The following is a 24,556-nucleotide window of genomic DNA, read 5'->3' as shown; positions in this document are numbered from 1 at the left end:
CGTTTGATCATGCTTGTAGTGTGGCAAGATTTTGCCAGTATTGCGCTTTGAGCGAATCGCGTTCCACACGGAAACCTTGATAATAAAGTTCAGCTAAAAATAGCGCTGCTTTACCATGTCCAGCACGTGCTGCAGATTCGAGTTGTGTGACTGCGTCTGCAAAATTCATTTGAGATTGAATTGTATTGACTGCATCAGCATACACATGCTCTAAGTCATGTTGAGGGAGTGTATTCATCATAAGTTCTCCTTAGTTTTAATTATGATTACAGGATGGGTCACTTGACCTAAAAAGTACTCTAGCAGAGTATTATTAAACTAATATTACAAAATAATGGAAAAGTCAACTATCGTTGGTTTTATTTTTGGCTTCAGTGTAGTTTACATGATTAAACGATATGCAAATACAATAATCATTAAGATATAAATAAGCTAATCCATAAATAAAAGGAGATTGCCATGACAAGAACACTCGATGGAATTCAGTTTGATATGCCGCCAACCGCAGGTCAAATTATTGCCTTGGCGCAAGATCATCGTCATAAAATCCATAATGCAATCTATGAAAAAGACGTTCATTTAGGTAACTTTACTTTGGCACAGCGTATTGAAGTTTATCATTTCACTCGCGATCTAGATGTAGAGCAGCGTGCCCAGTTCTACAAAATTTATAATGATGAACTCGCCCGTAGTGCCGAAGAGGATCCTTTACATCCAGAGCAGGCGGAAGCAGGTCTAAGTGTCTTTACCATTTTCATCGTATTGGCATTTATCGTCATGATTTTATGGTTTGCGGTAGTACGTACCCACATTTCTTAATGACTAAGCTAAATTATAGACAAATTCTCATCCTGACTTGAACTTCATGAGTGAGATACATACACTACTTTTAACTTGAGGTAGTGTATGTCTTTCAATATTGAAAAAATGAATGCGTTTTTTTCAAAATTAACGCTAGAACAAATTTATAACAGTGTTATTGTTTTTATTGTCGTGTTGATTATTGCCATGGCGAGTGTTGCTTTATTTCGTCCTATTTCGGCTCATCAATTTCGCCAAGCCTTTGCTTTATCGCAACAATATAATTTGCCACAAACCCAAGATTTAGCAGCGCATTTGGTGCAACAGCAGCACATGACGCGTGGGCAATACCTTAAATTAATGCAAGCCTATCAACAAGAATCAACGCGTGCAAATCAGCTACCGCCTATTCAAGAAGACTGACAAGAATTGAATGTATCACTTAACGTGGGGTGGTATGGCTCGTATTTAAATTTTGTTGCAACATGGTTCTTAATGCATTTTGATCTAACTCACTCGTCAGAATCACTAAATTCAAACGCGCTGGTTGTATGTGGGTTCGAACTGCTTTTTGTACATCCTCAGCAGTAATTTTGCTTAAACGTTCAGCATATGCTGATAAATAATCGTTTGGCTCATTGTAAAAGCCCATAGAACCTAATACGGAGTTCATGCTGGCATTGCTGCTGTAATAATTAGGGAACGAACGCAACATGCCCGCTTTGGTTTCGGCAAGTCTTTGAGCATCAATGGGTTCATTCACAAACTTAATCATGGCTTGGTGTGCAACCTGAATGCTTTCCAAAAGCTGATCTTCACGAGTAGAAAACTTTAAGCTAAAAATGCCAGGTGCTTGGCTAAATACAAAGGAACTATAAGCGCTATAGGCTAGACCGCGTTTTACTCGCAGTTCTTGCATTAACACACTATTAAATCCTCCACCGCCAAACATCCGATTGGCAATATCTAAAGCCAATTTATCTTTTGTCGCGCGAGCGGGTCCAATATGTCCCATAGTGACATAGGCTTGGGATGCACTGTACGGAAAATGTCGAATCACAAAATCCGTGTTCGCTTGAGGTTGGCTTAAATCCTGAGCCGCTTGACCTTGTCGAATGCCTGTTGAAATTCGTTCTGAGAGAGCGAGTGCCTGTTTTGCTGTTAATTTGCCCGTAATGGCAATATTCATATTTTGCGCCACCAAAAATTGATCGCGGAATTTTTTAAGATGTTCCGATGTGATTTTTTTAGTGCTGCCGATGGTGCCAGAAATCGGTTCAGCATAAGGGTGCGCACCGTATACAGTACGATAAAACTGAATATCCATTAAACGGCTTGGATTTTCCTTAAGCTGTTTTTGTCCTACTTGTGTATTACTCACCACCATGCCAATGCTGTGTGGTTTAAAGGTCGAATTTTTTAGAACTTCAAGCAGCATATTCAGTGCCGTTTCAAGCTTTTTCGGATCGGAAAGCTTACGCAAACGTACCACAAACATATCGCGATAACTTTGTACGCTAAATTGTGCACCCGTTTCATCAAAGACTGCTGCAATTTGTTGAGCTGTATATTTCTGTGTACCTTCGCGCATCAGTTTTGCTGCCATGGTCGAAAGGCCAGATAAACCGGATTCAATCTCGCCATCACGTGCTGCACCTGCATCAAAGGTCAGTTGAATATCAACCATGGGTAAATCTTGGGTCTCAACAAAGAGCGTGCGAACGTTGTGACGATTTTTTAAATCGTGTACCAACGGAGCTTGCGCTTCAGCATTCAGGGTCACTGATTTTAAACTTTGTAAGCTCTTCATACTCTGTAGTTGAGTAGAGGGATCTTCGGTCGGTTCATCGGTATGTAAGTCGATTTCTGCCCACGCGTTTGAATAGAAAGAAATGGTGCAGATAAGAGCAAGTTTCTTTATATACAACATCGTCTTGCTCCCTATTTGGGTTTGGTTTCAGGCATTTCTGGCACAATATAAAGCGTACTCAGATTCTCTCGTACCAAATAAGTATTGGCAACGCGCTGAATATCTTGGCTACTGACCTTTTCGAAGTGTTGCGGTAGTTGATCCATGAGACGATAACTTAATCCATTCACTTCTAAATTTCCGATCATTTTCGCTTGAGCTGCCAGATCGTCCTGACCATAAATTAAATTGGCGATAAAGCGTGTGCGAATACGTTCAATCTCTTGCCGAGAAATAGAAGCGGTTTTTAACAAATCAATTTGCTGTTGAATCGCTTGCTCAGCAAATTGAATGCTGATACCAGGCGCAGGCAGTGCTGAAATACTCAATAATCCATCACCGCGACTATAGGGATCATAAGCCACACTGACCGAGGTGAGTACTTTACGATCTCGCACCAAGCGCTCTTGCAAGCGAGATGAAATGCCACTGTCGAGTAAACTACGAATAATACTGAGGGCATAAGCATCTTGTGGATTTTTGGCACTGCCGATGCTTTTGGTATTCCATGTCATATACAAGTTTGGGACTTGAATATTGGTTTTGATTTCCATATGCCGATAGCCAAGCCGCTCAAATTCAAGTACATCATTGCGTTGTGGTGTCGGTCGCGCTGGAATATTGCCAAAGTATTTTTGTACCTGTTGTAGTGCTTGTTCTGCATCGACATCGCCTACGATGACCAAAATAGCATTATTAGGGCTATACCAATCTTGATACCATTTCTTCACATCACTTAATTGGATGTTATTTAAGGTTTTCATGTGACCAATCACAGGTTGACGATAGTGACTGGTGGGATAACTGATCCATTTAAAGCGTTCAAATGCACGTGCACGAGGATGATCTTCGGTGCGTTGCCGACGTTCTTCCATGACGACCTTTATTTCAGGCTCAAAGTCTTGTTGACGCAATACCAAATTGGTCATGCGATCTGCTTCAAGTTCCAATGCCATGGGGAAATACGCTTTAGGATAAAGTTGATAATAATTGGTGTAATTATTGGATGTTGCCGCATTGATACGACCGCCGTAGATGCGACTTAATCGGGTAAATTCATCATTGGGAACTTTGCTTGTCCCTTTGAACATCATGTGTTCAAGCACATGGGATACACCTAAGACATTGCCTGATTCATCATTGCTGCCGACTTTATACCAAATATGTGTCATCACCATAGGCGCACGATGGTCTTCCCGAATAATCACTTTTAAACCATTGTTGAGTGTCGTTTCAAACATTGTGCGAGAGAGTTCTGATTGCACCTCAGCCTGGATGCTCGAATTCAAGACGGATAATGTGATGAAACCCAAAGACATGATACTTTTCTTGAATAGATTTGATTTTGTTTTGATTGTTATAAGATATTTGCGCACGTATGCTTCCAAAGAAGGGAACAAAGTATTATTGCTTTATTTTTCAGAAATATGTTTATGAAAGCAACAATTGCGTGTTGTTTTTTAGTGTAGTACTCACGCTTTTGCTTTGTTGGCTCAAAAGCAGAGAACTTATGATAGAATTCGGTTTTTTAACGTGATGCTTTTCAAGGATTCGGCATGCAACAACAATCTAATGGGCAAAATAAATTTTTGATTGATGCTGATATCGGAGATGACGATGTCACATTGCCAGGCTTACCTGCGATTAATGTGCCTATTATAGAAACACCGAAGCAAGCAGTGGTAGAAACTGCACCAGTTGCTCAAGTCGCTGAGGCTGACAATGAACAACCTGAAGCAAAAGGTGGTTTCTTTAGCCGTATGAAAGAGGGTTTAACCAAAACCCGTAAAAATCTTGCAGACGGTATGGTGAATATCCTCATCGGTGGTAAAGAAATTGATGATGAATTATTAGAAGAAGTTGAGGAACAGCTTTTAGTCGCAGACATTGGTGTTGAAGCGACCAAAACCATCATTGCCAATTTAACCGAACGTACGGCACGTGGTGATTTGATTTACTCGCACTCATTGTATAAAGCCTTACAAGAAGAATTGGTGGCTTTACTTGCCCCACGTGTGAAACCTTTACATATTGATCCAAACAAAGCACCTTTTGTGATTTTGGTAGTGGGTGTAAATGGTGTGGGTAAAACCACGACGATTGGTAAGTTGGCGAAACGCTTACAAGGTGAAGGTAAAAAAGTCATGTTGGCGGCGGGTGATACATTCCGTGCTGCAGCGACTGAACAATTACAAATTTGGGGTGAACGTAACAACATCTCTGTGGTTGCTCAAGGGCATGGTGCAGACTCTGCTTCTGTGATTTTTGATGCATTTGAAAGCGCACGTGCCAAAGGTGTGGATGTTCTTATTGCAGATACAGCGGGTCGTTTGCATAACAAAAGTCACTTAATGCAAGAATTGACCAAAGTAAAACGTGTCATGCAAAAAATTGATGCGACCGCACCACATGAAGTGATGTTAGTGGTTGATGCTGGTACAGGTCAAAATGCCATTAACCAAGTTGAAATGTTTGATGAAGCAGTTGGTTTAACAGGTTTAACCATTACTAAACTTGATGGTACTGCAAAAGGCGGCGTGCTCTTTAACATTGCAAGCCGTACGCATGTTCCGATTCGATTTATTGGTGTGGGCGAGAAAATTGATGATTTACGTCCGTTCTCTGCTAAGTCATTTGTTGCTGCATTATTTGAAACAGACAATAAATAAGCGATAAAAATTGCCAAATAAAAAAACTTCGCCTATGCGGAGTTTTTTTATTTTATAGCTTTGGATATTTCGCAGTGATACGTGTCTAATAGTTTGCTCATTCAAACTAAATTAAACGCTTTAACATATCTATTTTTAAGAAACCATTTATCAAAAATATACAAATCAAATTTTAAATTCTCAGCTTATTGTTCTATATATAAAACACTTCGTTATAGAGATGAACCTGTGAAAAACAATCCATTCACGTACTATAGCGTTATCGATTGATCAATAATCAAAATACAGAGGTTGAATCATGGCTTTTTTAGAGCAAATTAAACAACGCCGTACTATTTATGCAATTGGCAAAAATGTAAATGTAGATAAATCTGAAATTGAAAGCACCATTAAAGAAGCAGTACGTCAAAGTCCGTCTTCATTTAACTCGCAAACATCACGTGTTGTGATTTTATTTGCTGAAGCCCATGAGCAGTTTTGGGGTATTGTGCGCGAAACCTTAAGAAAGATTGTTCCTGCTGAAGCCTTTGAGGGTACCAATGCAAAAATTAATAGCTTTGCTGCAGGTTATGGCACAGCGTTGTTTTATGAAGATCAAGCAGTTGTAAAAGGTTTACAAGAGCAATTTGCTTTATATGCTGATAATTTCCCAATTTGGTCAGAGCATTCATCAGCGATTGCACAATTTGCAACTTGGACAGCATTGGCTGAAAAGGGTATTGGTGCATCTTTGCAGCATTACAATCCAATTGTAGATGAAGAGGTTGCGCAAACTTATGGTGTGCCTGATAATTGGAAACTTCGCGCACAATTGGTCTTCGGGTCAATTGAAGCACCGGCTGGTGATAAAACCTTTATGGATGATAGCGAACGTTTTAAAACCTTCGGCTAATCCAAATGATAAAAAAGGAGCATTGTTTGCTCCTTTTCTTATGATTGAAGTTTGAAATTATTCCGCTAGATCGTAAGTCGCATAAAAAATGGGATGAATATCAGAATAAGTGCTAGCCGTGATTTGGATTGCATCGGTGCTTTTGTCATATTATTGTCATTCAAGGGCTGCATAGTGCGACCCAACTTACATCATCAAAATGAGTGATTAGAATGAAATTACGAATTCTTGCAACAGTGGCAGCATTTTGCAGTATGACCCCTGTTTTTGCGGCAGTAAATTTGACGGTGCCAGAAGAAATAAAAATCATTGCTGTTAATGAGCAGGAAGTCAGTGCTTCTATTCTACGTGCGAATCAAGCTTATCAATTAGATGCAGGATCAAATTCAATTCGCGTTCGTTATCAAGAATACTTTGAACATTGGGATAATTCACATGATATTTTAAAATCAGGTGTAGTTACGATTAAAACGCCCGAATTAAAAGAGGGTGAAAGTTATCATTTAGCTTTGATCAATGCACCTAAGAACTTTGAAGATGCGCAAAAATTTAAAGATCAGCCTGTTGTTGCTTTGTATGATGCGAAAAATCAGTTGTTGGTGCAGCAATCTGGTGCCAACGATGCTGCTAAACCTTGGTTTCAAAATAGTCTTGTTGGTAAAACTGTAGATTTAACAACTAAAACAACAGCACCAATTAATCAACCTGCTGCAATTTATACTCAACCAGTCGTACCGATTGCTCAAGCGGCACCAACGACAACAGTAAATATCACAACGACAGATCAACAGCTCATTCAGCTTTGGCAAAAAGCCAGTAAAGCAGAACGCCAAAAATTTATGTCTTGGTTAGGCGCTCAATCTCATTAAACCAACAAAAGTATTAAGTCTTAAGCAAAGTCAAAAAGGATTGGTTGAGACCAGTCCTTTTATTTTAAGTCATATTAATAAATCAATAAAATTACAATTTAGGGTTTATAAACCTTATAAAACGGCATAAAAATACTAAAAATAGATAAAATGGATTAAAAAATGAACGTACACATCATTTTTTATGATTATTATATGAAAAGGGCTTGCGCTACTTTGGAAACTGTATAGAATACGCAGCATCAAGACGTTACAGCGAAACGCACTAAGTGCTGAGTTGTTAATGAAATGGTTTTAATCTTAATACTGACGAAGTATTAAGAAGATCATTAAGAGATTATGAAGAACAACTTGTGTGGATTTTTACTGATTGATTGATCGAAATTATTTTCATTGATTGATGGTAGAAATTACTCGAAGTTTATTTGAGAAATATTTGTCAGAAAATTGATGAGCCAAGATTGGTAGCCTTTAAGCTACTACTGATTTTAAACTGAAGAGTTTGATCATGGCTCAGATTGAACGCTGGCGGCAGGCTTAACACATGCAAGTCGAGCGGATGAAAGTAGCTTGCTACTGGATTCAGCGGCGGACGGGTGAGTAATACTTAGGAATCTGCCCATTAATGGGGGACAACAGTTGGAAACGACTGCTAATACCGCATACGCCCTACGGGGGAAAGCAGGGGATCTTCGGACCTTGCGTTAATGGATGAGCCTAAGTCAGATTAGCTAGTTGGTGGGGTAAAGGCCTACCAAGGCGACGATCTGTAGCGGGTCTGAGAGGATGATCCGCCACACTGGGACTGAGACACGGCCCAGACTCCTACGGGAGGCAGCAGTGGGGAATATTGGACAATGGGGGGAACCCTGATCCAGCCATGCCGCGTGTGTGAAGAAGGCCTTTTGGTTGTAAAGCACTTTAAGCGAGGAGGAGGCGCCCTAGACTAATACTCTAGGTGCGTGGACGTTACTCGCAGAATAAGCACCGGCTAACTCTGTGCCAGCAGCCGCGGTAATACAGAGGGTGCGAGCGTTAATCGGATTTACTGGGCGTAAAGCGTGCGTAGGTGGCCAATTAAGTCAAATGTGAAATCCCTGAGCTTAACTTAGGAATTGCATTCGATACTGGTTGGCTAGAGTATGGGAGAGGATGGTAGAATTCCAGGTGTAGCGGTGAAATGCGTAGAGATCTGGAGGAATACCGATGGCGAAGGCAGCCATCTGGCCTAATACTGACACTGAGGCACGAAAGCATGGGGAGCAAACAGGATTAGATACCCTGGTAGTCCATGCCGTAAACGATGTCTACTAGCCGTTGGGGTCTTTGAGACTTTAGTGGCGCAGCTAACGCGATAAGTAGACCGCCTGGGGAGTACGGTCGCAAGACTAAAACTCAAATGAATTGACGGGGGCCCGCACAAGCGGTGGAGCATGTGGTTTAATTCGATGCAACGCGAAGAACCTTACCTGGTCTTGACATAGTAAGAACTTTCCAGAGATGGATTGGTGCCTTCGGGAGCTTACATACAGGTGCTGCATGGCTGTCGTCAGCTCGTGTCGTGAGATGTTGGGTTAAGTCCCGCAACGAGCGCAACCCTTTTCCTTATTTGCCAGCGGGTTAAGCCGGGAACTTTAAGGATACTGCCAGTGACAAACTGGAGGAAGGCGGGGACGACGTCAAGTCATCATGGCCCTTACGACCAGGGCTACACACGTGCTACAATGGTCGGTACAAAGGGTTGCTACCTAGCGATAGGATGCTAATCTCAAAAAGCCGATCGTAGTCCGGATTGGAGTCTGCAACTCGACTCCATGAAGTCGGAATCGCTAGTAATCGCGGATCAGAATGCCGCGGTGAATACGTTCCCGGGCCTTGTACACACCGCCCGTCACACCATGGGAGTTTGTTGCACCAGAAGTAGCTAGCCTAACTTAATTGAGGGCGGTTACCACGGTGTGGCCGACGACTGGGGTGAAGTCGTAACAAGGTAGCCGTAGGGGAACCTGCGGCTGGATCACCTCCTTAACGAAAGATTGACGATTGGTAAGAATCCACAACAAGTTGTTCTTCATACGATGTACCTGAGGGTCTGTAGCTCAGTTGGTTAGAGCACACGCTTGATAAGCGTGGGGTCACAAGTTCAAGTCTTGTCAGACCCACCATCTGCAAGCAAGCAATTGCAGAGTACAGAGATCAGAATCATTGATCTAAATGATAAGCTGGGGACTTAGCTTAGTTGGTAGAGCGCCTGCTTTGCACGCAGGAGGTCAACGGTTCGACTCCGTTAGTCTCCACCAAATTTCAAGACAAGAAAAGCATGCTTTTCCTTGAAATTTAGGCAAGAAGCTACGCTTCGCGCAGTATGTGATCATACGGTGCTGAGGTTGATTAGTCCTTGAGCTATCAAGTGTTTAGATCCTAGAGATTAACAAGTATAAGCGTTATGATACGCGCACTTGGTAATCTCTGTGATTTATCACAGTTGCTACGATCCGATGAGGACGTAGATAATCATTAACAGAATATATTTGAGTTGAAATAAATTGTTTAAGGCTCATTAAAAACAAGATTAGAAAGCAATTTCTAGTTGAGTGATTGATGAGAAACTAGCGATTAACTGAATCAAGCGTTTTGGTATATGATTTTGATTGAAGCTGTACAGTGATTAAAATTCACAGTACTTCGAACTGTATGTTGAAGGTGCTCCTTGTAGGTACCGTCGACTGTTTGGGGTTGTATAGTCAAGTAATTAAGTGCATGTGGTGGATGCCTTGGCAGTCAGAGGCGATGAAAGACGTAATAGCCTGCGAAAAGCTCCGGGGAGGCGGCAAATATCCTGTGATCCGGAGATGTCTGAATGGGGAAACCCACTTACCATAAGGTAGGTATTGCATGATGAATACATAGTCATGCAAGGCGAACGAGGGGAAGTGAAACATCTCAGTACCCTTAGGAAAAGAAATCAATTGAGATTCCCTTAGTAGCGGCGAGCGAACGGGGATCAGCCCATTAAGTTACATAAGCTTTAGTGGAACGCTCTGGGAAGTGCGAACGTAGAGGGTGATATTCCCGTACACGAAAGGGCTTATGTAATGATGACGAGTAGGGCGAGGCACGTGAAACCTTGTCTGAATATGGGGGGACCATCCTCCAAGGCTAAATACTCCTGACTGACCGATAGTGAACCAGTACCGTGAGGGAAAGGCGAAAAGAACCCCTGTGAGGGGAGTGAAATAGATCCTGAAACCGCATGCATACAAGCAGTGGGAGCCGGCATTGTGTCCGGTGACTGCGTACCTTTTGTATAATGGGTCAGCGACTTACATTCAGTAGCAAGGTTAACCGAATAGGGGAGCCGTAGAGAAATCGAGTCTTAATAGGGCGTTTAGTTGCTGGGTGTAGACCCGAAACCGGGTGATCTATCCATGAGCAGGTTGAAGGTTGGGTAACACTAACTGGAGGACCGAACCCACTGTCGTTGAAAAGCCAGGGGATGACTTGTGGATAGGGGTGAAAGGCTAATCAAACTCGGTGATAGCTGGTTCTCCCCGAAAGCTATTTAGGTAGCGCCTCGGACGAATACCATTGGGGGTAGAGCACTGTTTCGGCTAGGGGGTCATCCCGACTTACCAAACCGATGCAAACTCCGAATACCAATGAGTACTATCCGGGAGACAGACTGCGGGTGCTAACGTCCGTAGTCAAGAGGAAAACAATCCAGACCGCCAGCTAAGGCCCCAAAATTATAGTTAAGTGGGAAACGATGTGGGAAGGCATAGACAGCTAGGAGGTTGGCTTAGAAGCAGCCACCCTTTAAAGAAAGCGTAATAGCTCACTAGTCGAGTCGGCCTGCGCGGAAGATGTAACGGGGCTAAAACTATATGCCGAAGCTGCGGATTTGCAATTTATTGCAAGTGGTAGGGGAGCGTTCTGTAAGCCGATGAAGGTGGATTGAGAAGTCTGCTGGAGGTATCAGAAGTGCGAATGCTGACGTGAGTAACGACAAAACGAGTGAAAAACTCGTTCGCTGAAAGACCAAGGGTTCCAGTCCAACGTTAATCGGGGCTGGGTGAGTCGACCCCTAAGGCGAGGCCGAGAGGCGTAGTCGATGGGAAATTGGTTAATATTCCAATACTTCTGTGTAATGCGATGAGAGGACGGAGAAGGTTAAGTCAGCCTGGCGTTGGTTGTCCAGGTGAAAGACAGTAGGCATGCATCTTAGGCAAATCCGGGGTGCTCTATGCTGAGAGTTGATAGCAAGCTGTACTTGTACAGCGAAGTGGCTGATACCATACTTCCAGGAAAAGTCTCTAAGCTTCAGTTACACAGGAATCGTACCCGAAACCGACACAGGTGGTCAGGTCGAGTAGACCAAAGCGCTTGAGAGAACTCTGCTGAAGGAACTAGGCAAAATGGTACCGTAACTTCGGGAGAAGGTACGCTGTCGACGGTGACGGAATTTACTTCCTGAGCGGTTGACAGCCACAGAAACCAGGCCCCTGCAACTGTTTATTAAAAACATAGCACTCTGCAAACACGAAAGTGGACGTATAGGGTGTGATGCCTGCCCGGTGCTGGAAGGTTAATTGATGTGGTTAGCGCAAGCGAAGCTATTGATCGAAGCCCCAGTAAACGGCGGCCGTAACTATAACGGTCCTAAGGTAGCGAAATTCCTTGTCGGGTAAGTTCCGACCTGCACGAATGGCATAATGATGGGGGCGCTGTCTCCAGCAGAGACTCAGTGAAATCGAATTCGCCGTGAAGATGCGGTGTACCCGCGGCTAGACGGAAAGACCCCGTGAACCTTTACTGCAGCTTGACATTGAACTTTGATCTTACTTGTGTAGGATAGGTGGGAGGCTTTGAAGTCGTGACGCTAGTTGCGATGGAGCCAATCTTGAAATACCACCCTGGTAATATTGAGGTTCTAACTCTGCTCCATAATCTGGAGCGAGGACCATGTCTGGTGGGTAGTTTGACTGGGGCGGTCTCCTCCTAAAGAGTAACGGAGGAGTACGAAGGTGCGCTCAGCGTGGTCGGAAATCACGCGTAGAGTATAAAGGCAAAAGCGCGCTTAACTGCGAGACCCACAAGTCGAGCAGGTACGAAAGTAGGTCTTAGTGATCCGGTGGTTCTGTATGGAAGGGCCATCGCTCAACGGATAAAAGGTACTCTGGGGATAACAGGCTGATACCGCCCAAGAGTTCATATCGACGGCGGTGTTTGGCACCTCGATGTCGGCTCATCTCATCCTGGGGCTGAAGCAGGTCCCAAGGGTATGGCTGTTCGCCATTTAAAGAGGTACGCGAGCTGGGTTTAGAACGTCGTGAGACAGTTCGGTCCCTATCTACCGTGGGCGTTGGAAATTTGAGAGGATCTGCTCCTAGTACGAGAGGACCAGAGTGGACGAACCTCTGGTGTACCGGTTGTGACGCCAGTCGCATCGCCGGGTAGCTATGTTCGGAAGGGATAACCGCTGAAAGCATCTAAGCGGGAAGCCTACCTCAAGATAAGATTTCCCAAGGACTTTATGTCCTCTAAAGAGCCGTTGAAGACTACGACGTTGATAGGTTGGATGTGGAAGTGCAGTGATGTATGAAGCTGACCAATACTAATTGCTCGTGAGGCTTGACTATACAACACCCAAACAGTTGGTGTTGTAGTCGAAATCACTACAAAACAACTTGATTTAGTTTGAAAGCTAAGTAAAATTAAGCAACGCATCGATACTCAAATATCTCTGTTAATAACTCTTTTGACCAAAGCTAGGCATGCGAAAGCAACTAAGACCATAGCGAGTAATCATAAACAGTTGTGCTGGCGACAATAGCAAGAGTGAACCACCTGATCCCTTCCCGAACTCAGAAGTGAAACCTCTTAGCGCTGATGGTAGTGTGGGATTACCCATGTGAGAGTAAGTCATCGCCAGCTCATTAATTCAAAAACCCCCTCAATCAATAGATTGAGGGGGGTTTTTCTTTGTGGGGAGGAAAGTTAAATTTATAATAATAGTTCTAAAATGATTATAAAAAAGGCTCTAAATAGAGCCCCTTTAATTTTGACATTTATAATGCGCTTTTTAAAGCTTTCTGATGTTGTTTAACTTGTTTAGCATAACGTTTACCTTGTTTACGCATTTTACGATTATTTTCATAATTTGAAGGTCCAACATTATAGTAGCCTAGCGCTTTTTTCATACTACCAGCTGATTGCTCATATTTTGCCAAAATAAAGCTGCCACAATTTATATTAATGGTTTCATCATAGAGATCACCTGGGCAACTTTGCTGCCAATATCTTGGCATAACTTGAGTAAGACCTACAGCACCCGCATGTGAGCTAACTTGACTGCGATAGCTTGACTCTTGACGGATCAGTGCAGCCATAGTGAGTGGGTCAATATTATATTGCTGACTGCTTTGTATAATCAGTGGAGACACACGTTGCGCTGTCGTTGCAGGAACGCGATAGGCTTTTTGAATGCCTGTGGCTAATTTACTCGCACGTTTTTCAATTGAGCCACCGCCTAAGGATGAACATCCAAATAAGCTCGATAGTGTGGCAATGACAACTGTTGATTTTAAGAAAGAAGATAAGCTTAATTTTTTAGACATCGGACTAAAAGTTGTTAATTTTTGAGTGAGCAAAATAAATCCAAGAGCATCAATTTTTCAAGATAGTAGTTAGCCTAACCGATAGCGTCAAGTATGAAAGCGTAAGCATGTTCATTCGCTTAACTTTGAATAGTGAAATCCTTAATTTTGATGAAGATACTTAGCTTTAAATAGCCTAAGTATCTTATGTGTTTAACCACTGTTATTGAATCAGATTTTTGCTCATCCAAATTTCACATGCCGCACTATGTCCCGTGTTGCCCATCGGATGGCTTAAATGAACAAACCCAAGCTTTTCATACAGTTTGACTGCTTGCCAGAGTGATTTTGTGGTTTCCAAATAGATCTGATTAAAATTTTGCTTTTTAGCAAATTCAAAGGCTAAATGAAGCAGTTTCTTTGCGAAACCGTGTTGGCGTATTTCAGTTAAAAAATACATTTTTTGTATTTCTAGCGTATATTCATCACCTTTTAAAGGGGCGATACCACCACCGCCAAGAACTTGGTCATTTTCATCGACGATAACCCAATATTGTGAATGCTCTTGATCATAGACTTCAAAAAGTTGATCTAAGATAGTATCGCCGACAGCGAAACCGGATTCTGCAGCCAGACCAAACTCTACTGAGACTTCACGGATAATACGAGCAATTTGAGGATTGTCTTCGTGACGAATAGGACGAATTGAAAACATAATGGCATAAAACAAAATAACGATGAATTTTTATAGCTAGAAATACTTTAAAAATCAATCGTTATTAAATGCTTTATATTCAATTTAAGTGCGTTTTATCAAACTATTTTAACTCACTAGAGCTTTTACCGAGTTCACGACGAGCAATGATGAGTTGTTGAATTTGTTGTGTGCCTTCAAAAATATCAAGAATTTTTGAGTCACGTGCCCATTTTTCCAATAACTCATTTTCGTTATAGCCAACACTCGCAGCAAGCTCGACACACTTTAAGGTAATTTCATTAGCAACACGACCTGCTTTTGCTTTGGCTATAGAAGCTTCGCGTGAGTTGGGTTGGCGGTTATCTGCCATCCAAGCAGCTTTTAACATGAGTAAGCGTGCCGCTTCCCATTCCGCTTCCAGGCGATAAATTTGCGCAGCAAGATGAGAGGTCTGTAAATAAGGCGTTGCATAATGTTCATCAAGTTGATCGTTGAAAATTTCCTTAATACGCTCTAAAGAGGCTTTTGCACAGCCGACTGCCATGGCAGCCACAAGTGGACGGGTGTTATCAAAAGTTTCCATCACACCAGCAAAGCCTTTAGCAACATCAATTTCGGCATTGCCTAATAGATTGGCAGCAGGTACACGGCAATCAACAAAGCTAATCGCAGCGGTATCTGATGCTTTAATACCAAGCTTGTGTTCTAGACGTTCAATGGTCATGCCGGGTGTACCTTTCGGTACAACAAACGATTTGATCGCAGCACGTCCTAACTTTTTATCTAAGGTTGCCCAAACTACGACAGAGTCAGCGCGTTCACCTGAGGTCACAAAGATTTTTTCACCATTGAGGATGTAATCATCACCATCTTTGACTGCTGTGGTACCAATCGCTGCTGAATCTGAGCCGCAATTGGGCTCCGTGATTGCCATTGCTGCCCATGTGCCATCGAAACGTTTAAGCTGCTCATCATTAGCCACCGCTGCAATCGCTGAATTACCTAGACCCTGACGTGGCATCGAGAGAAGTAATCCAGTATCGCCATAGCACATCTCCACAATACTCAGAGCTGTGGACATATTGACACCATTTTTATTCGAATTATCCGTATCGCCACGTTTATTGACGGCTGCACCGGCATTCATGCCATCACTGCCTTGGTTCATGCCATCGACGACAGCAGCAAGCATATCAAGTTCTTTTGGATAGGCGTGCTCGGCTTTGTCATATTTCCGTGAAATAGGGCGCAGTACATTGAGTGCAACTTCATGTGCTTGATCAATCAATAATTTAAATTTTTTCGGATTTTGTAAATTCATGATTTTGTCCTTTTTATTGTTGATTAAGCATGTAAGCCTGAATGTACGATAGCCGTTGCACGTAAATCACGATACCAACGTTCGACTGGATGCTCTTTGGTAAAGCCATGACCTCCTAAAATTTGTACACCATCTGTCCCTATTTTCATTGATTTTTCTGCGCATAATAAACGTGCCAAATAGGCTTCACGATGAAAAGAAGCCTCTGTTTCTGCCAAACTTGCGGCATTTAGCACCAACATACGCATGGCATCAATTTCAATCGCCATATCAGCAATCATAAATGCGACACTTTGACGATGCGAAATGGGTTCACCAAAAGCAGTCCGTTCATTAGCATATTGAACACAATATTCTTTGATGGCTTCACAGCTACCAATCGCCATGGCGCACCACATTAAATTGCCTAAATCAACAAATTCGGTGTAGTTAAAATCGACATCGCCTAAGCGTTGGGCAGGGCTTTGTTTAAATTGCAGCGTGGCTGTTTCGGCTGCTTTTAGTCCCATTGCCGGTGATTTTTTGAAGCAGATACTTTCATTGCGTTTCACTACAAAGACATCAGCTCGCTCATCTAACATTGCACTGACAATATAAAGATCAGCAATTTCAGCGAGCATGACTAAGGTTTTTTCACCCTCAATAAAGTATTGACCCTCTTTAAGATAGGCTTTAGTTTTCAATGCATAAGGATTAAAAGCGGGGGTTTCTTCTTGAACGGCAAAGGTGGCTTTAAGTTCTGGATTTTCTGAAAATGCGTGTAGATATTCTGCTTGAATCGCATCCGATCCCCATTGGGTGAAGGCATTAATTGCACTAAAAGTTGAGAGTAGTCCTGCTGTAATACTAAAATCGCCTTTGGCTAAGCTCTCAGCGATCAGAATATTACTCACTTTATTCTTTTCAGTTGCTACACCACCAAATGCCTCAGGTAAAGCATAAAAATTTAAGCCGAGGTCGGTGAGGTGTTGCCACAAGGTTTCTGGGAATTTTTCTAAATGATCAGCATCGTGCGCGAGTGGGTAGATCACTTCCTGCGCAAATTGACTCATTGCATCAACGGTCATTTGTTGCTCTTCATTTAAGCTTAAATCGAACAAAGATTTCGATTGCGGTGTAAGGCGTTGTTTAGCGTTGATGGAGTTAGGTTTTAGCCATTTTTGAGTTTTACTTAAAGTTTTAAAGCCTGCTTTAGAGCCTTGATAGAGTGAATTTTCAACAAATTTGCGTAATTTTAGCTGATCGAGCAGATCACTACTTGCAAGTTTGGTGAGTAAGGATAAACCGATTCCTTGTGCTTTATTAACCATATTTGTCATTATTGTTCCCTGAATATCTTTTAATTCTGATGATCATGCTGACACGATCATCCTTAAAAAACCATGTCAGGATTGACGGCTTTTATTGGCATAAAATAAAGATTTAAAAGAAGTATTAATATGTTTTAAGTATATGAATACTATGTTTATTATTAGGTGGTAGGTGGAAATTTAAATAAAAAAATTGACCTGAATGACAAATCAAACAGATCAATCTTTAAAGAAAAAAATTTTGAATAATTAAATATAGGGTTTAATCATAGCGCGGACATTAGTTTTCGCATCGATGACTGTCATAAAGGTATACGCACCAATAAATTTACGGCTAATAAACATAAACTCTTTCGGTGGAACACTGAAATAACGTGAAGCCATGGATTTTGAAGCCTGTTGAATCACACGACTATGCAATTGGCTTTTCTTCCAATCATAGCGGTCCTGTTCAAGCATCACACCAGCAGGAAGTTCTTGATTATTCAAAGGTGAACTAAAGGCTTCGGTCGCTAATAAGAACACTTTTGCCATATCGGGTTTAATGCTTTGTGGAATGGAATCAAAAAAGTCATATCCCGTCATGGCTTTGACCATTAGATCAGCATCGTGATGATAACCTGCTTTAAGCAAATTACGCGCCACGCTTAACAGGTGTGCGTCAAATTGACGAATAGCACCGAAATCAAGCAGAACAATTTGATCCAATGCTTGTTCAGCGCTTGCTAAACGGACCAAATAATTGCCAAAATTTGGATCTGTCTGCATTTCGCCCCATTCAAAAATTTCGCGTACGGCAATTTCTAAAGAAGCTTCACCCAGTTGATTGCGACGTTCTTGTGGTAAAGACAACATCACAGGGCTATTGATCGGTACACCACGTTCAAAGGTCATGCATAGCACACGCGCAGTTGAATATTCATCAATAATACTTGGCACGATGTAACGTGGATCATTTTCTAAGCGCTGTGTAAAACGACGAGTCGTGGCTGCTTCAATGTGATAATCCACTTCACGATGCATCATTTCACGCACTTCATCAAACCACTGATCAAATTCACGGGTTTGCGGCACAATACGCGTCAATTTCAGCATGTTTTTAAACAAACTCATATCTGAGTCAATGGCATCTGCCACACCCGGATACTGAATTTTTAAAACCACCTCTAGACCATCGGATTTACGCGTCGCGCGATGTACCTGAGCTAGAGAAGCGGTTCCTAAAGGCTCATGGTCAATGACTAGATCATCGAGTTTTGAACCTAATTGGCTTTGCAATTGCGTTTTAATTGCCGGCCATGCCAATGCTACAGTTTGGTTATTTAGCGTATTGAGCGCTTGAGTGACTTCTTCTGGTAAAAAATGCTCGCCATACAGCGCCATCATTTGACCAATTTTGACAATCGAACCTTTGAGTTTGCCAATTTCTGAAACCAAGTAATCGGCCTGTTGTTTCATGGCTTTTTTGCGTTTTTTTTCTTTTTCTTCTTCATTTGAGAACATAGACGTCGCGTTCGATGCTGCCCAACGTGTGCCTGCCAAAAGGGATGCTTTCGCGATTGATAAGCGTCGATCCATAGAGGAGGTTTTCAATTGTTTAAGCTTATCGTTCTGATCTGACATGTAAACTCAATCCTTTCTCGGCATTTCGCAGAATAAATCAATAAATCATTGTAGCGGATATTAGCGTGTCTTCACGTATTAAAAAAGTTTAAGACACTGAATTTATAGTCAAGATGTACACGCTCTATTCAAAGCAGACCATCTCAGCGATAGGATGACATGTGATATTGAATTTTTAACGTGGTTTTTTGCTGCAACTGTTGCTTATTTGTTCGGATATGTTGAGTAATCAGTTGCTGAACGCGGTCATGTGCAAAGCCAAGTGCATAACCTTTGACAATAATAATACTGGGTAAGCTAAAAAAGACATATTTGGCATCTTCTTCTGAGGGCTGATCAAACACACCGAGCGCTTGCAGGGTCTGTTGTAAGACCCGCTTTTCTTCTGCAACGTGCTGAGAGGTCTGATCATTCCAATAGCTTTCGCGCATTGCCATTAAATTGTTGTGTTTATAGCTCATTTCAACTTCATCAATCTAGACTCTCAAATGTAATGGGGGTCATGGACTAAAAATAAAGTCCTTAGACCAATGCATTATTTGTAAGTTATTGTTTATTCGTATAATTATATTTTAAAAAACACATATGGATGTTTGATTGTTAAATAAAACTTTGTTATTGGGGATGCTGAGTCTATCGACCAGTATTTATGCCAATGATTCATTAAATGAATTAAATAATCTGCTCACATGCCGTGCTTGGCAAAATACCGAGCAACCCGTACTACGTTTATTTGATCACAGTATGGATGTCACGGTTCGAGATCAAAAAATGCGTCAACAGCTCAAAAAAGATTTTAAAGACATCAGTCCAAATGTTGATGACGATGCTGAAGGTAGTCTGATCTATGAATTTAAAGCCATAAGTGCAACTCAAAGAATAAAAGGCTTTAATTTTTCTGACTTCCATGGATATGGGCATTACCTGAACGTACAAATGACCGGTGATATTCATGCACATCAGCAGCAGCTTGAAACCGCTCAATATCGGTTTAAAAAATTACCGCAGTCTCAACTAAAAAAATTACCACATCCATTTTCACCCATGGCAACAGTGAAGGGAAAAGAGGTATATGCCGACTATATGTATCTCATGTCTAAAAATATCGAAGGGGTGATGTACTACGTTGCACTTTATCCATCGGTGACGCAGCCAACCCAATATATCGCGCAATGCGGAGTAACCTTATCATGATGAAAAAAATTCTATGTGCAGCAAGCTTAATGTATGCCAGTCACGTCACTGCCGCTGTTTTTGATTTGACTGCACAGTTGAGTCCTAGACTCGAACAAGGCTGTCAGTCACGTGGCATTGTATTTGATTTTTATGACGAAATTGATGATGAAATGCACCTAAAATCAAGCTTTAAGAACCAAGTGGCGCAGCACATTGAAGATGGTAGTCAAACATCTTGGGGTGATAAATATGTCTTGAAAAATGCACAGTATCGCGGTGTTAAAGTGAAAAGTATCGAGTTTGTGACAGGTCGTTCCAAAGATCGAACACAATGGATCGTCTTTGATATTCGTACGCCAGAAGCCAAAGCGAAATTTAATCAAATTAAGTTTAATCGTTCTCAGCAACCACATATGGCACCAGAAATTGAAAAGACCAGTAAAGAAGCAACGGTCTATTGTTATATCGGCAATCCTTTTGGATAAAAGGCTATAAATCCATGTGCTTTAATGATTTAAAACTGATTGTTAAAGCACAACAAGCATGTGATACAGCAGCAAAATGAGAATTTTGCATGGATTTTATGATTGGTTTTTGACACGATTTGATAAAGCATTAGAAAAATGCCGATGACTCAGGTAATATTCGCATATAAATTAAACAGCTTATTTTTTGATAAATTCAGCCTTTTAGGCACAGGGGATTGTATGCGTTTGGTCGGATTTAGTATGCTTTTACTGCTTGGTTCATGTTTTCAAGTACATGCTGCCACAGGGTATTCACGAGAATTTATTCAATGTATGAATGCATCGCGTGGCGTTGCTGATCAGGCTGAAAAATGTTTAAAAAGTGAGCAAAATGATCATGCTAAATTACTACAGCAAAATTATAAAAAGTATTTAAAAGCCAATCCAACACGCACTGAGCAAATTCGTAAAGAGCATAAAATTTGGGAAGTTCGACGTGATCAGCGCTGTAAATCTTCTAATACAGGCAAATATGCGCATGTACAAGTTGCAGAATGCAAGTTAGCCATGACTATTGAACAATCGAATCGTTATGCATCACGCTCATTTGTACCCAGTAAGCGTTAATTGAGCAGATTATCTCGTGTAGATTTGATGGTTGTATCTACAGCTTAAATTCTTCAAAAAATGATGCGTGTGAGATTCATGGAACAATTCGTATTTTTCATGCGTTCAGCATTATCAATGGGCTAGAAACAGGGTATTATAAGGCGTTTTAAAAATGACCTTGGAGACGCCCTACGTGGATCGACCGACTATTAGCCCTGAACATATTCAGGAAGCCGCTGAAAACCTAAGCACAATTCGTGATTTTATCCGCTTTGGTGTCACAGCATTACGTCAATATGATGCGCACTTGGGTCAAGGTACAGAAGATTATGTTGCTGAAAGTTCAGCACTTGTATTACAAACCTTGTCTTTGGATTGGAGTGCAAATCCAGAAATCCTAGACTCAAAATTATTGCCAAGCGAAAAAGCGGAAGTATTAAGCTTGCTTGAGCGCCGTATTAACGAACGTATGCCAACCTCTTATTTATTAAACTTGGCATATTTTGATGGCAAACCATTTTATGTAGATGAACGCGTATTGATTCCACGTTCACCGATTGCAGAATTGATTCAAAACCGTTTCGCACCTTACTGCTTAGATGAAAATCATGAGCCACGTGAAGGGTTAAATAACTTACCTGAAAATCCTGCACCGAAAATGCCACGTCGTATTTTAGATATGTGTACAGGTTCAGGTTGTATCGCGATTGCTTTAGCTTATGCATTCCCAGAAGCAGAAGTTGATGCGACAGATTTATCAAAAGATGCTTTAGAAGTCGCACAAATTAACTGTGAACATCATAACCAACAGTTCAATGTAGCATTGCTAGAATCTGACTTATTTGAAAAAATTCCTGCTGAAAATCAATATGATTTGATCGTATCGAACCCACCGTATGTGGATGCAGAAGATATGGCAGATTTACCAGATGAATTCCATCATGAGCCTGAAATGGCACTTGCTGCGGGTCAAGATGGCTTAGATTTAGTTCGTAAAATGTTGGCGCAAGCAGCAGATTACTTGACTGAAGATGGCTTAATCGTGATTGAAGTAGGTAATTCTGAGTGGGCAATGAAGCAGAACTTCAATACCGTTGATTTCTACTGGTTGCAGTTCCAAAAAGGTGGTTCAGGTATCTTTGCATTAACTGCACAGCAATGCCGTACGTATCGAGATCTATTTATTCAATCTATTCAAGCATAAGGAGTCGTAACACATGGCAGGTAATAGTATAGGGCAACTGTTCCGTGTAACGACTTGTGGTGAATCTCATGGCGTTGGCCTTATGGCGATCGTTGATGGCGTGCCACCAGGGATTGAACTTTCAGCAACCGATTTGCAAATTGACTTAGACCGTCGTAAGCCGGGCACGTCAAAATTTGCGACTCAGCGTAAAGAGCCGGATGAAGTCGAAATTATCTCTGGGGTTTTTGAGGGTAAAACCACAGGGACATCAATTGGTTTATTGATTCGCAATACAGATCAAAAATCAAAAGATTACGGCAATATTGCACAAACATTCCGTCCAAATCATGCGGACTATACTTATACCCATAAGTATGGTTTCCGTGATTATCGCGGTGGTGGTCGTTCAAGTGCACGTGAAACTGCAATGCGTGTGGCAGCGGGTGCAATTGCCAAGAAATTTCTCTTTGAAAAATTCGGTATCGAAATTCGTGGTCACGTGACGCAAATCGGCACTGAAAAAACAGAAAAAATGGATTGGAACGAAGTACCGAACAATCCATTTTTCTGTGGTGATGTGGATGCTGTACCACGTTTTGAAGCCCTTGTGACTTCATTGCGTGAGCAAGGCACCAGTTGCGGTGCAAAGCTTGAAATCATTGCATCCAATGTGCCAGTGGGTTGGGGTGAGCCTGTATTTGACCGCCTTGATGCCGACATCGCCCATGCGATGATGTCAATTAATGCAGTCAAAGGCGTAGAAATTGGCGATGGTTTTGGTGTGGCGGAGCAGTTCGGTCATGAAAGCCGTGATGAACTGACGACTGATGGTTTCTTAGCGAATCATGCCGGTGGTATTTTGGGCGGCATTTCGAGTGGTCAAGATATTCGTGTCGCGATTGCACTCAAACCAACCGCTTCAATTACGACTCCGGGCAAAACCATTAATTTGGATCGAAAAGATACTGATGTGTTGACCAAAGGTCGTCATGATCCATGTGTGGGTGTCCGTGCGACGCCTATTGCAGAAGCAATGTTTGCAATTGTGCTAATGGATCACTTTATGCGTCATCGTGCGCAAAATGCCGATGTGGTTGCGCCATTCGAGCCGATTTAAGCGTAAATATTTATAATATGATTCAGATTAAAGTCAGACTTCGGTCTGACTTTTTTGTGCCCAATCGTTTGGAATGGTCTTGCTCTTTTTTTAGTGTGTTCGCGAGAAATGATAGAGAGAAATGCAAACGAATCTTCATCAGTGTCATAGTTAGAATAAGCATAAAATTCACATTTTATGATTCACAAAAATAATCACAAACCTTTGAAAGACTTATAATTTCAATAAAAAGCCTTTAATGATGGTGGCTCAGCGATCGAGATGCTATAACAATACAGTCTTGTATATGTCGATACGGCATATGCCTCGTGGTTTAGAGTTTAAACATGATCCAGATTGTTATCGCTGCATTATTTCCCCTCATTGCACTCATCTCCTTTGGTTATTTACTTCAGAAAAGCAATTGGCTTGATGTCGGATTTTGGCGCGCTGCAGAAAAATTAAATTATTATGTACTTTTTCCTGTCATGCTGTTTTTGAATCTGGCGCATGCGGATATTGCGTTAAAGTCAATTCAGCAGGTGAGTTTGGTCGCGATCACCATCATGCTCAGCATGACTGCGATGCTGTATGCTTTTAAAAAATATCACAATATGGGCTTTGCACGCTTTGGTGTCTATGTGCAAGGCATTTTAAGGTTTAACACGTATATTGGCTTAGCAGTGGTCAGTAGTTTATTTCAGTCTGCTGGCATGACCATTTTCGCTATTTTACTGGTGCTGTGTATTCCCTTAGTCAATGTCATCTCGGTTTTAGCATTGACGCATCATGATAATTTAAAAATATCAAAAGTGCTGTTGAGCTTACTGAAGAATCCGCTGATTGTAGGCTGCATTTTAGGGGGAGTTTATAACTTTTCTGGGCTAACCATGTGGACAGGGATTGAGCAATTTATTGAGTTGCTTGCCATTTGCAGTTTACCACTTGGATTAATGTGTGTTGGCGCGGCTTTGCAGTTTCATAAGCTACATCAAGATATTAAACCGATTTTATTGAATACGGTGCTCAGATTATTATTGATGCCACTTATTGCTTATGCATTATGTCGCAGCTTTGCGGTGTCGCTGCTTGTGACTCAAGTCATGGTGCTGTTCTTTGCATTACCGACAGCATCTGCTTCTTACGTGCTGACACGTGTGTATGGCGGAGATGCTGAGTTGATGGCAAGTATTATTAGTTTGCAAACGGTGGTGGCTGCGTTTACTTTGCCATTGGTGTTAACGCTGCTAATCTAAAGATTGACGGAGTTTGATA

The 24,556-nt window shown here is 41.7% G+C and carries 20 protein-coding genes, 2 tRNA genes and 3 rRNA genes; 16 read left to right on the top strand and 9 right to left on the bottom strand.

Features of this window, described 5'->3' with window-relative positions; all coding sequences use genetic code 11:
* Positions 1-7: 7 nt before the first annotated feature.
* Positions 8-241 (bottom strand): SEL1-like repeat protein, encoded by a 234-nt coding sequence (locus tag GFH30_RS07035; RefSeq protein ID WP_153371548.1) that lies wholly within the window; start codon positions 239-241, stop codon positions 8-10.
* A 218-nt stretch (positions 242-459) separates the two neighbouring features.
* Here GFH30_RS07035 and GFH30_RS07030 point away from each other — a divergent pair, with 218 nt between their 5' ends.
* Both GFH30_RS07030 and GFH30_RS07025 read left to right on the top strand, forming a co-directional pair.
* Positions 460-819 carry a hypothetical protein gene (locus GFH30_RS07030; RefSeq protein ID WP_153371547.1) on the top strand — a complete coding sequence of 120 codons (360 nt, stop codon included), beginning with the start codon at positions 460-462 and terminating at the stop codon, positions 817-819.
* Between the two features lie 87 nt (positions 820-906).
* Positions 907-1,224 carry a hypothetical protein gene (locus GFH30_RS07025; protein WP_153371546.1) on the top strand — a complete coding sequence of 106 codons (318 nt, stop codon included), beginning with the start codon at positions 907-909 and terminating at the stop codon, positions 1,222-1,224.
* A gap of 19 nt (positions 1,225-1,243) precedes the next feature.
* On the opposite strand, the gene GFH30_RS07020 is transcribed toward GFH30_RS07025, so the two are convergent.
* Together GFH30_RS07020 and GFH30_RS07015 are read right to left on the bottom strand one after the other, a co-directional pair.
* Positions 1,244-2,731 carry a M16 family metallopeptidase gene (locus tag GFH30_RS07020; protein ID WP_153371545.1) on the bottom strand — a complete coding sequence of 496 codons (1,488 nt, stop codon included), beginning with the start codon at positions 2,729-2,731 and terminating at the stop codon, positions 1,244-1,246.
* An 11-nt stretch (positions 2,732-2,742) separates the two neighbouring features.
* Positions 2,743-4,089, bottom strand: coding sequence for a M16 family metallopeptidase (locus GFH30_RS07015; RefSeq protein WP_153371544.1), 1,347 nt, complete (start codon positions 4,087-4,089; stop codon positions 2,743-2,745).
* 237 nt (positions 4,090-4,326) lie between these two features.
* On the opposite strand from GFH30_RS07015, the gene ftsY reads away from it, so the two are divergent.
* From ftsY to rrf, 8 genes are all read left to right on the top strand, one after another.
* On the top strand, positions 4,327-5,439 hold the full coding sequence (ftsY, locus tag GFH30_RS07010; protein ID WP_153371543.1) for a signal recognition particle-docking protein FtsY: 1,113 nt from the start codon (positions 4,327-4,329) through the stop codon (positions 5,437-5,439).
* A 298-nt stretch (positions 5,440-5,737) separates the two neighbouring features.
* Complete coding sequence (locus GFH30_RS07005; RefSeq protein ID WP_153371542.1) at positions 5,738-6,331, top strand: nitroreductase family protein; 594 nt, start codon at positions 5,738-5,740, stop codon at positions 6,329-6,331.
* 212 nt (positions 6,332-6,543) lie between these two features.
* On the top strand, positions 6,544-7,200 hold the full coding sequence (locus GFH30_RS07000; protein ID WP_153371541.1) for a DUF2057 domain-containing protein: 657 nt from the start codon (positions 6,544-6,546) through the stop codon (positions 7,198-7,200).
* A 490-nt stretch (positions 7,201-7,690) separates the two neighbouring features.
* Positions 7,691-9,228 (top strand): 16S ribosomal RNA (locus GFH30_RS06995).
* A gap of 60 nt (positions 9,229-9,288) precedes the next feature.
* Positions 9,289-9,365, top strand: a tRNA-Ile gene (locus GFH30_RS06990).
* Positions 9,366-9,424: 59 nt separating this feature from the next.
* Positions 9,425-9,500 (top strand) — tRNA-Ala (locus GFH30_RS06985).
* Between the two features lie 442 nt (positions 9,501-9,942).
* Positions 9,943-12,839: ribosomal RNA gene (locus GFH30_RS06980) — 23S ribosomal RNA — on the top strand.
* A gap of 180 nt (positions 12,840-13,019) precedes the next feature.
* Positions 13,020-13,134 (top strand): 5S ribosomal RNA (gene rrf, locus GFH30_RS06975).
* Together the 16S, 23S and 5S rRNA genes with 2 tRNA genes alongside form the textbook arrangement of a ribosomal RNA operon.
* A gap of 134 nt (positions 13,135-13,268) precedes the next feature.
* Here the strand turns inward: rrf and GFH30_RS06970 are convergent.
* From GFH30_RS06970 to GFH30_RS06945, 6 genes are all read right to left on the bottom strand, one after another.
* Positions 13,269-13,817 (bottom strand): lytic transglycosylase domain-containing protein, encoded by a 549-nt coding sequence (locus tag GFH30_RS06970; RefSeq protein ID WP_153373393.1) that lies wholly within the window; start codon positions 13,815-13,817, stop codon positions 13,269-13,271.
* A gap of 202 nt (positions 13,818-14,019) precedes the next feature.
* Complete coding sequence (locus tag GFH30_RS06965) at positions 14,020-14,511, bottom strand: GNAT family N-acetyltransferase (RefSeq protein ID WP_153371540.1); 492 nt, start codon at positions 14,509-14,511, stop codon at positions 14,020-14,022.
* 103 nt (positions 14,512-14,614) lie between these two features.
* Positions 14,615-15,814, bottom strand: coding sequence for an acyl-CoA dehydrogenase family protein (locus GFH30_RS06960; protein WP_153371539.1), 1,200 nt, complete (start codon positions 15,812-15,814; stop codon positions 14,615-14,617).
* A 23-nt stretch (positions 15,815-15,837) separates the two neighbouring features.
* Positions 15,838-17,133 carry an acyl-CoA dehydrogenase family protein gene (locus GFH30_RS06955; protein ID WP_153371538.1) on the bottom strand — a complete coding sequence of 432 codons (1,296 nt, stop codon included), beginning with the start codon at positions 17,131-17,133 and terminating at the stop codon, positions 15,838-15,840.
* 240 nt (positions 17,134-17,373) lie between these two features.
* Positions 17,374-18,747, bottom strand: coding sequence for an ABC1 kinase family protein (locus GFH30_RS06950; protein WP_153371537.1), 1,374 nt, complete (start codon positions 18,745-18,747; stop codon positions 17,374-17,376).
* 143 nt (positions 18,748-18,890) lie between these two features.
* Positions 18,891-19,208 carry a hypothetical protein gene (locus GFH30_RS06945; RefSeq protein ID WP_153371536.1) on the bottom strand — a complete coding sequence of 106 codons (318 nt, stop codon included), beginning with the start codon at positions 19,206-19,208 and terminating at the stop codon, positions 18,891-18,893.
* A gap of 136 nt (positions 19,209-19,344) precedes the next feature.
* Here GFH30_RS06945 and GFH30_RS06940 point away from each other — a divergent pair, with 136 nt between their 5' ends.
* The 6 genes from GFH30_RS06940 to GFH30_RS06915 all read left to right on the top strand — a co-directional run bounded on the left by GFH30_RS06940 (position 19,345) and on the right by GFH30_RS06915 (position 24,537).
* Positions 19,345-19,941, top strand: a complete 597-nt coding sequence (locus GFH30_RS06940) for a hypothetical protein (protein WP_153371535.1) — start codon at positions 19,345-19,347, stop codon at positions 19,939-19,941.
* The gene (locus GFH30_RS06935) at positions 19,938-20,408 is read left to right on the top strand and encodes a hypothetical protein (RefSeq protein ID WP_153371534.1); all 471 of its coding nucleotides are present in this window, start codon (positions 19,938-19,940) and stop codon (positions 20,406-20,408) included. The genes GFH30_RS06940 and GFH30_RS06935 overlap by 4 nt, the downstream gene beginning before the upstream one ends.
* Positions 20,409-20,552: 144 nt before the next feature.
* Complete coding sequence (locus GFH30_RS06930) at positions 20,553-21,017, top strand: lysozyme inhibitor LprI family protein (RefSeq protein ID WP_171501465.1); 465 nt, start codon at positions 20,553-20,555, stop codon at positions 21,015-21,017.
* Between the two features lie 175 nt (positions 21,018-21,192).
* The gene (gene prmB, locus GFH30_RS06925) at positions 21,193-22,203 is read left to right on the top strand and encodes a 50S ribosomal protein L3 N(5)-glutamine methyltransferase (RefSeq protein WP_153373391.1); all 1,011 of its coding nucleotides are present in this window, start codon (positions 21,193-21,195) and stop codon (positions 22,201-22,203) included.
* Between the two features lie 13 nt (positions 22,204-22,216).
* Positions 22,217-23,302, top strand: a complete 1,086-nt coding sequence (gene aroC, locus GFH30_RS06920; protein ID WP_153371532.1) for a chorismate synthase — start codon at positions 22,217-22,219, stop codon at positions 23,300-23,302.
* Between the two features lie 326 nt (positions 23,303-23,628).
* Positions 23,629-24,537 (top strand): AEC family transporter, encoded by a 909-nt coding sequence (locus tag GFH30_RS06915; protein ID WP_153371531.1) that lies wholly within the window; start codon positions 23,629-23,631, stop codon positions 24,535-24,537.
* The last annotated feature ends 19 nt before the right edge of the window (positions 24,538-24,556 follow it).

The sequence above is a fragment of the Acinetobacter wanghuae genome, assembly GCF_009557235.1.
Taxonomy (GTDB): domain Bacteria; phylum Pseudomonadota; class Gammaproteobacteria; order Pseudomonadales; family Moraxellaceae; genus Acinetobacter; species Acinetobacter wanghuae.
Note: the sequence above shows the minus strand (reverse complement) of the source record. Positions and strands in the feature narration are given on the sequence as shown.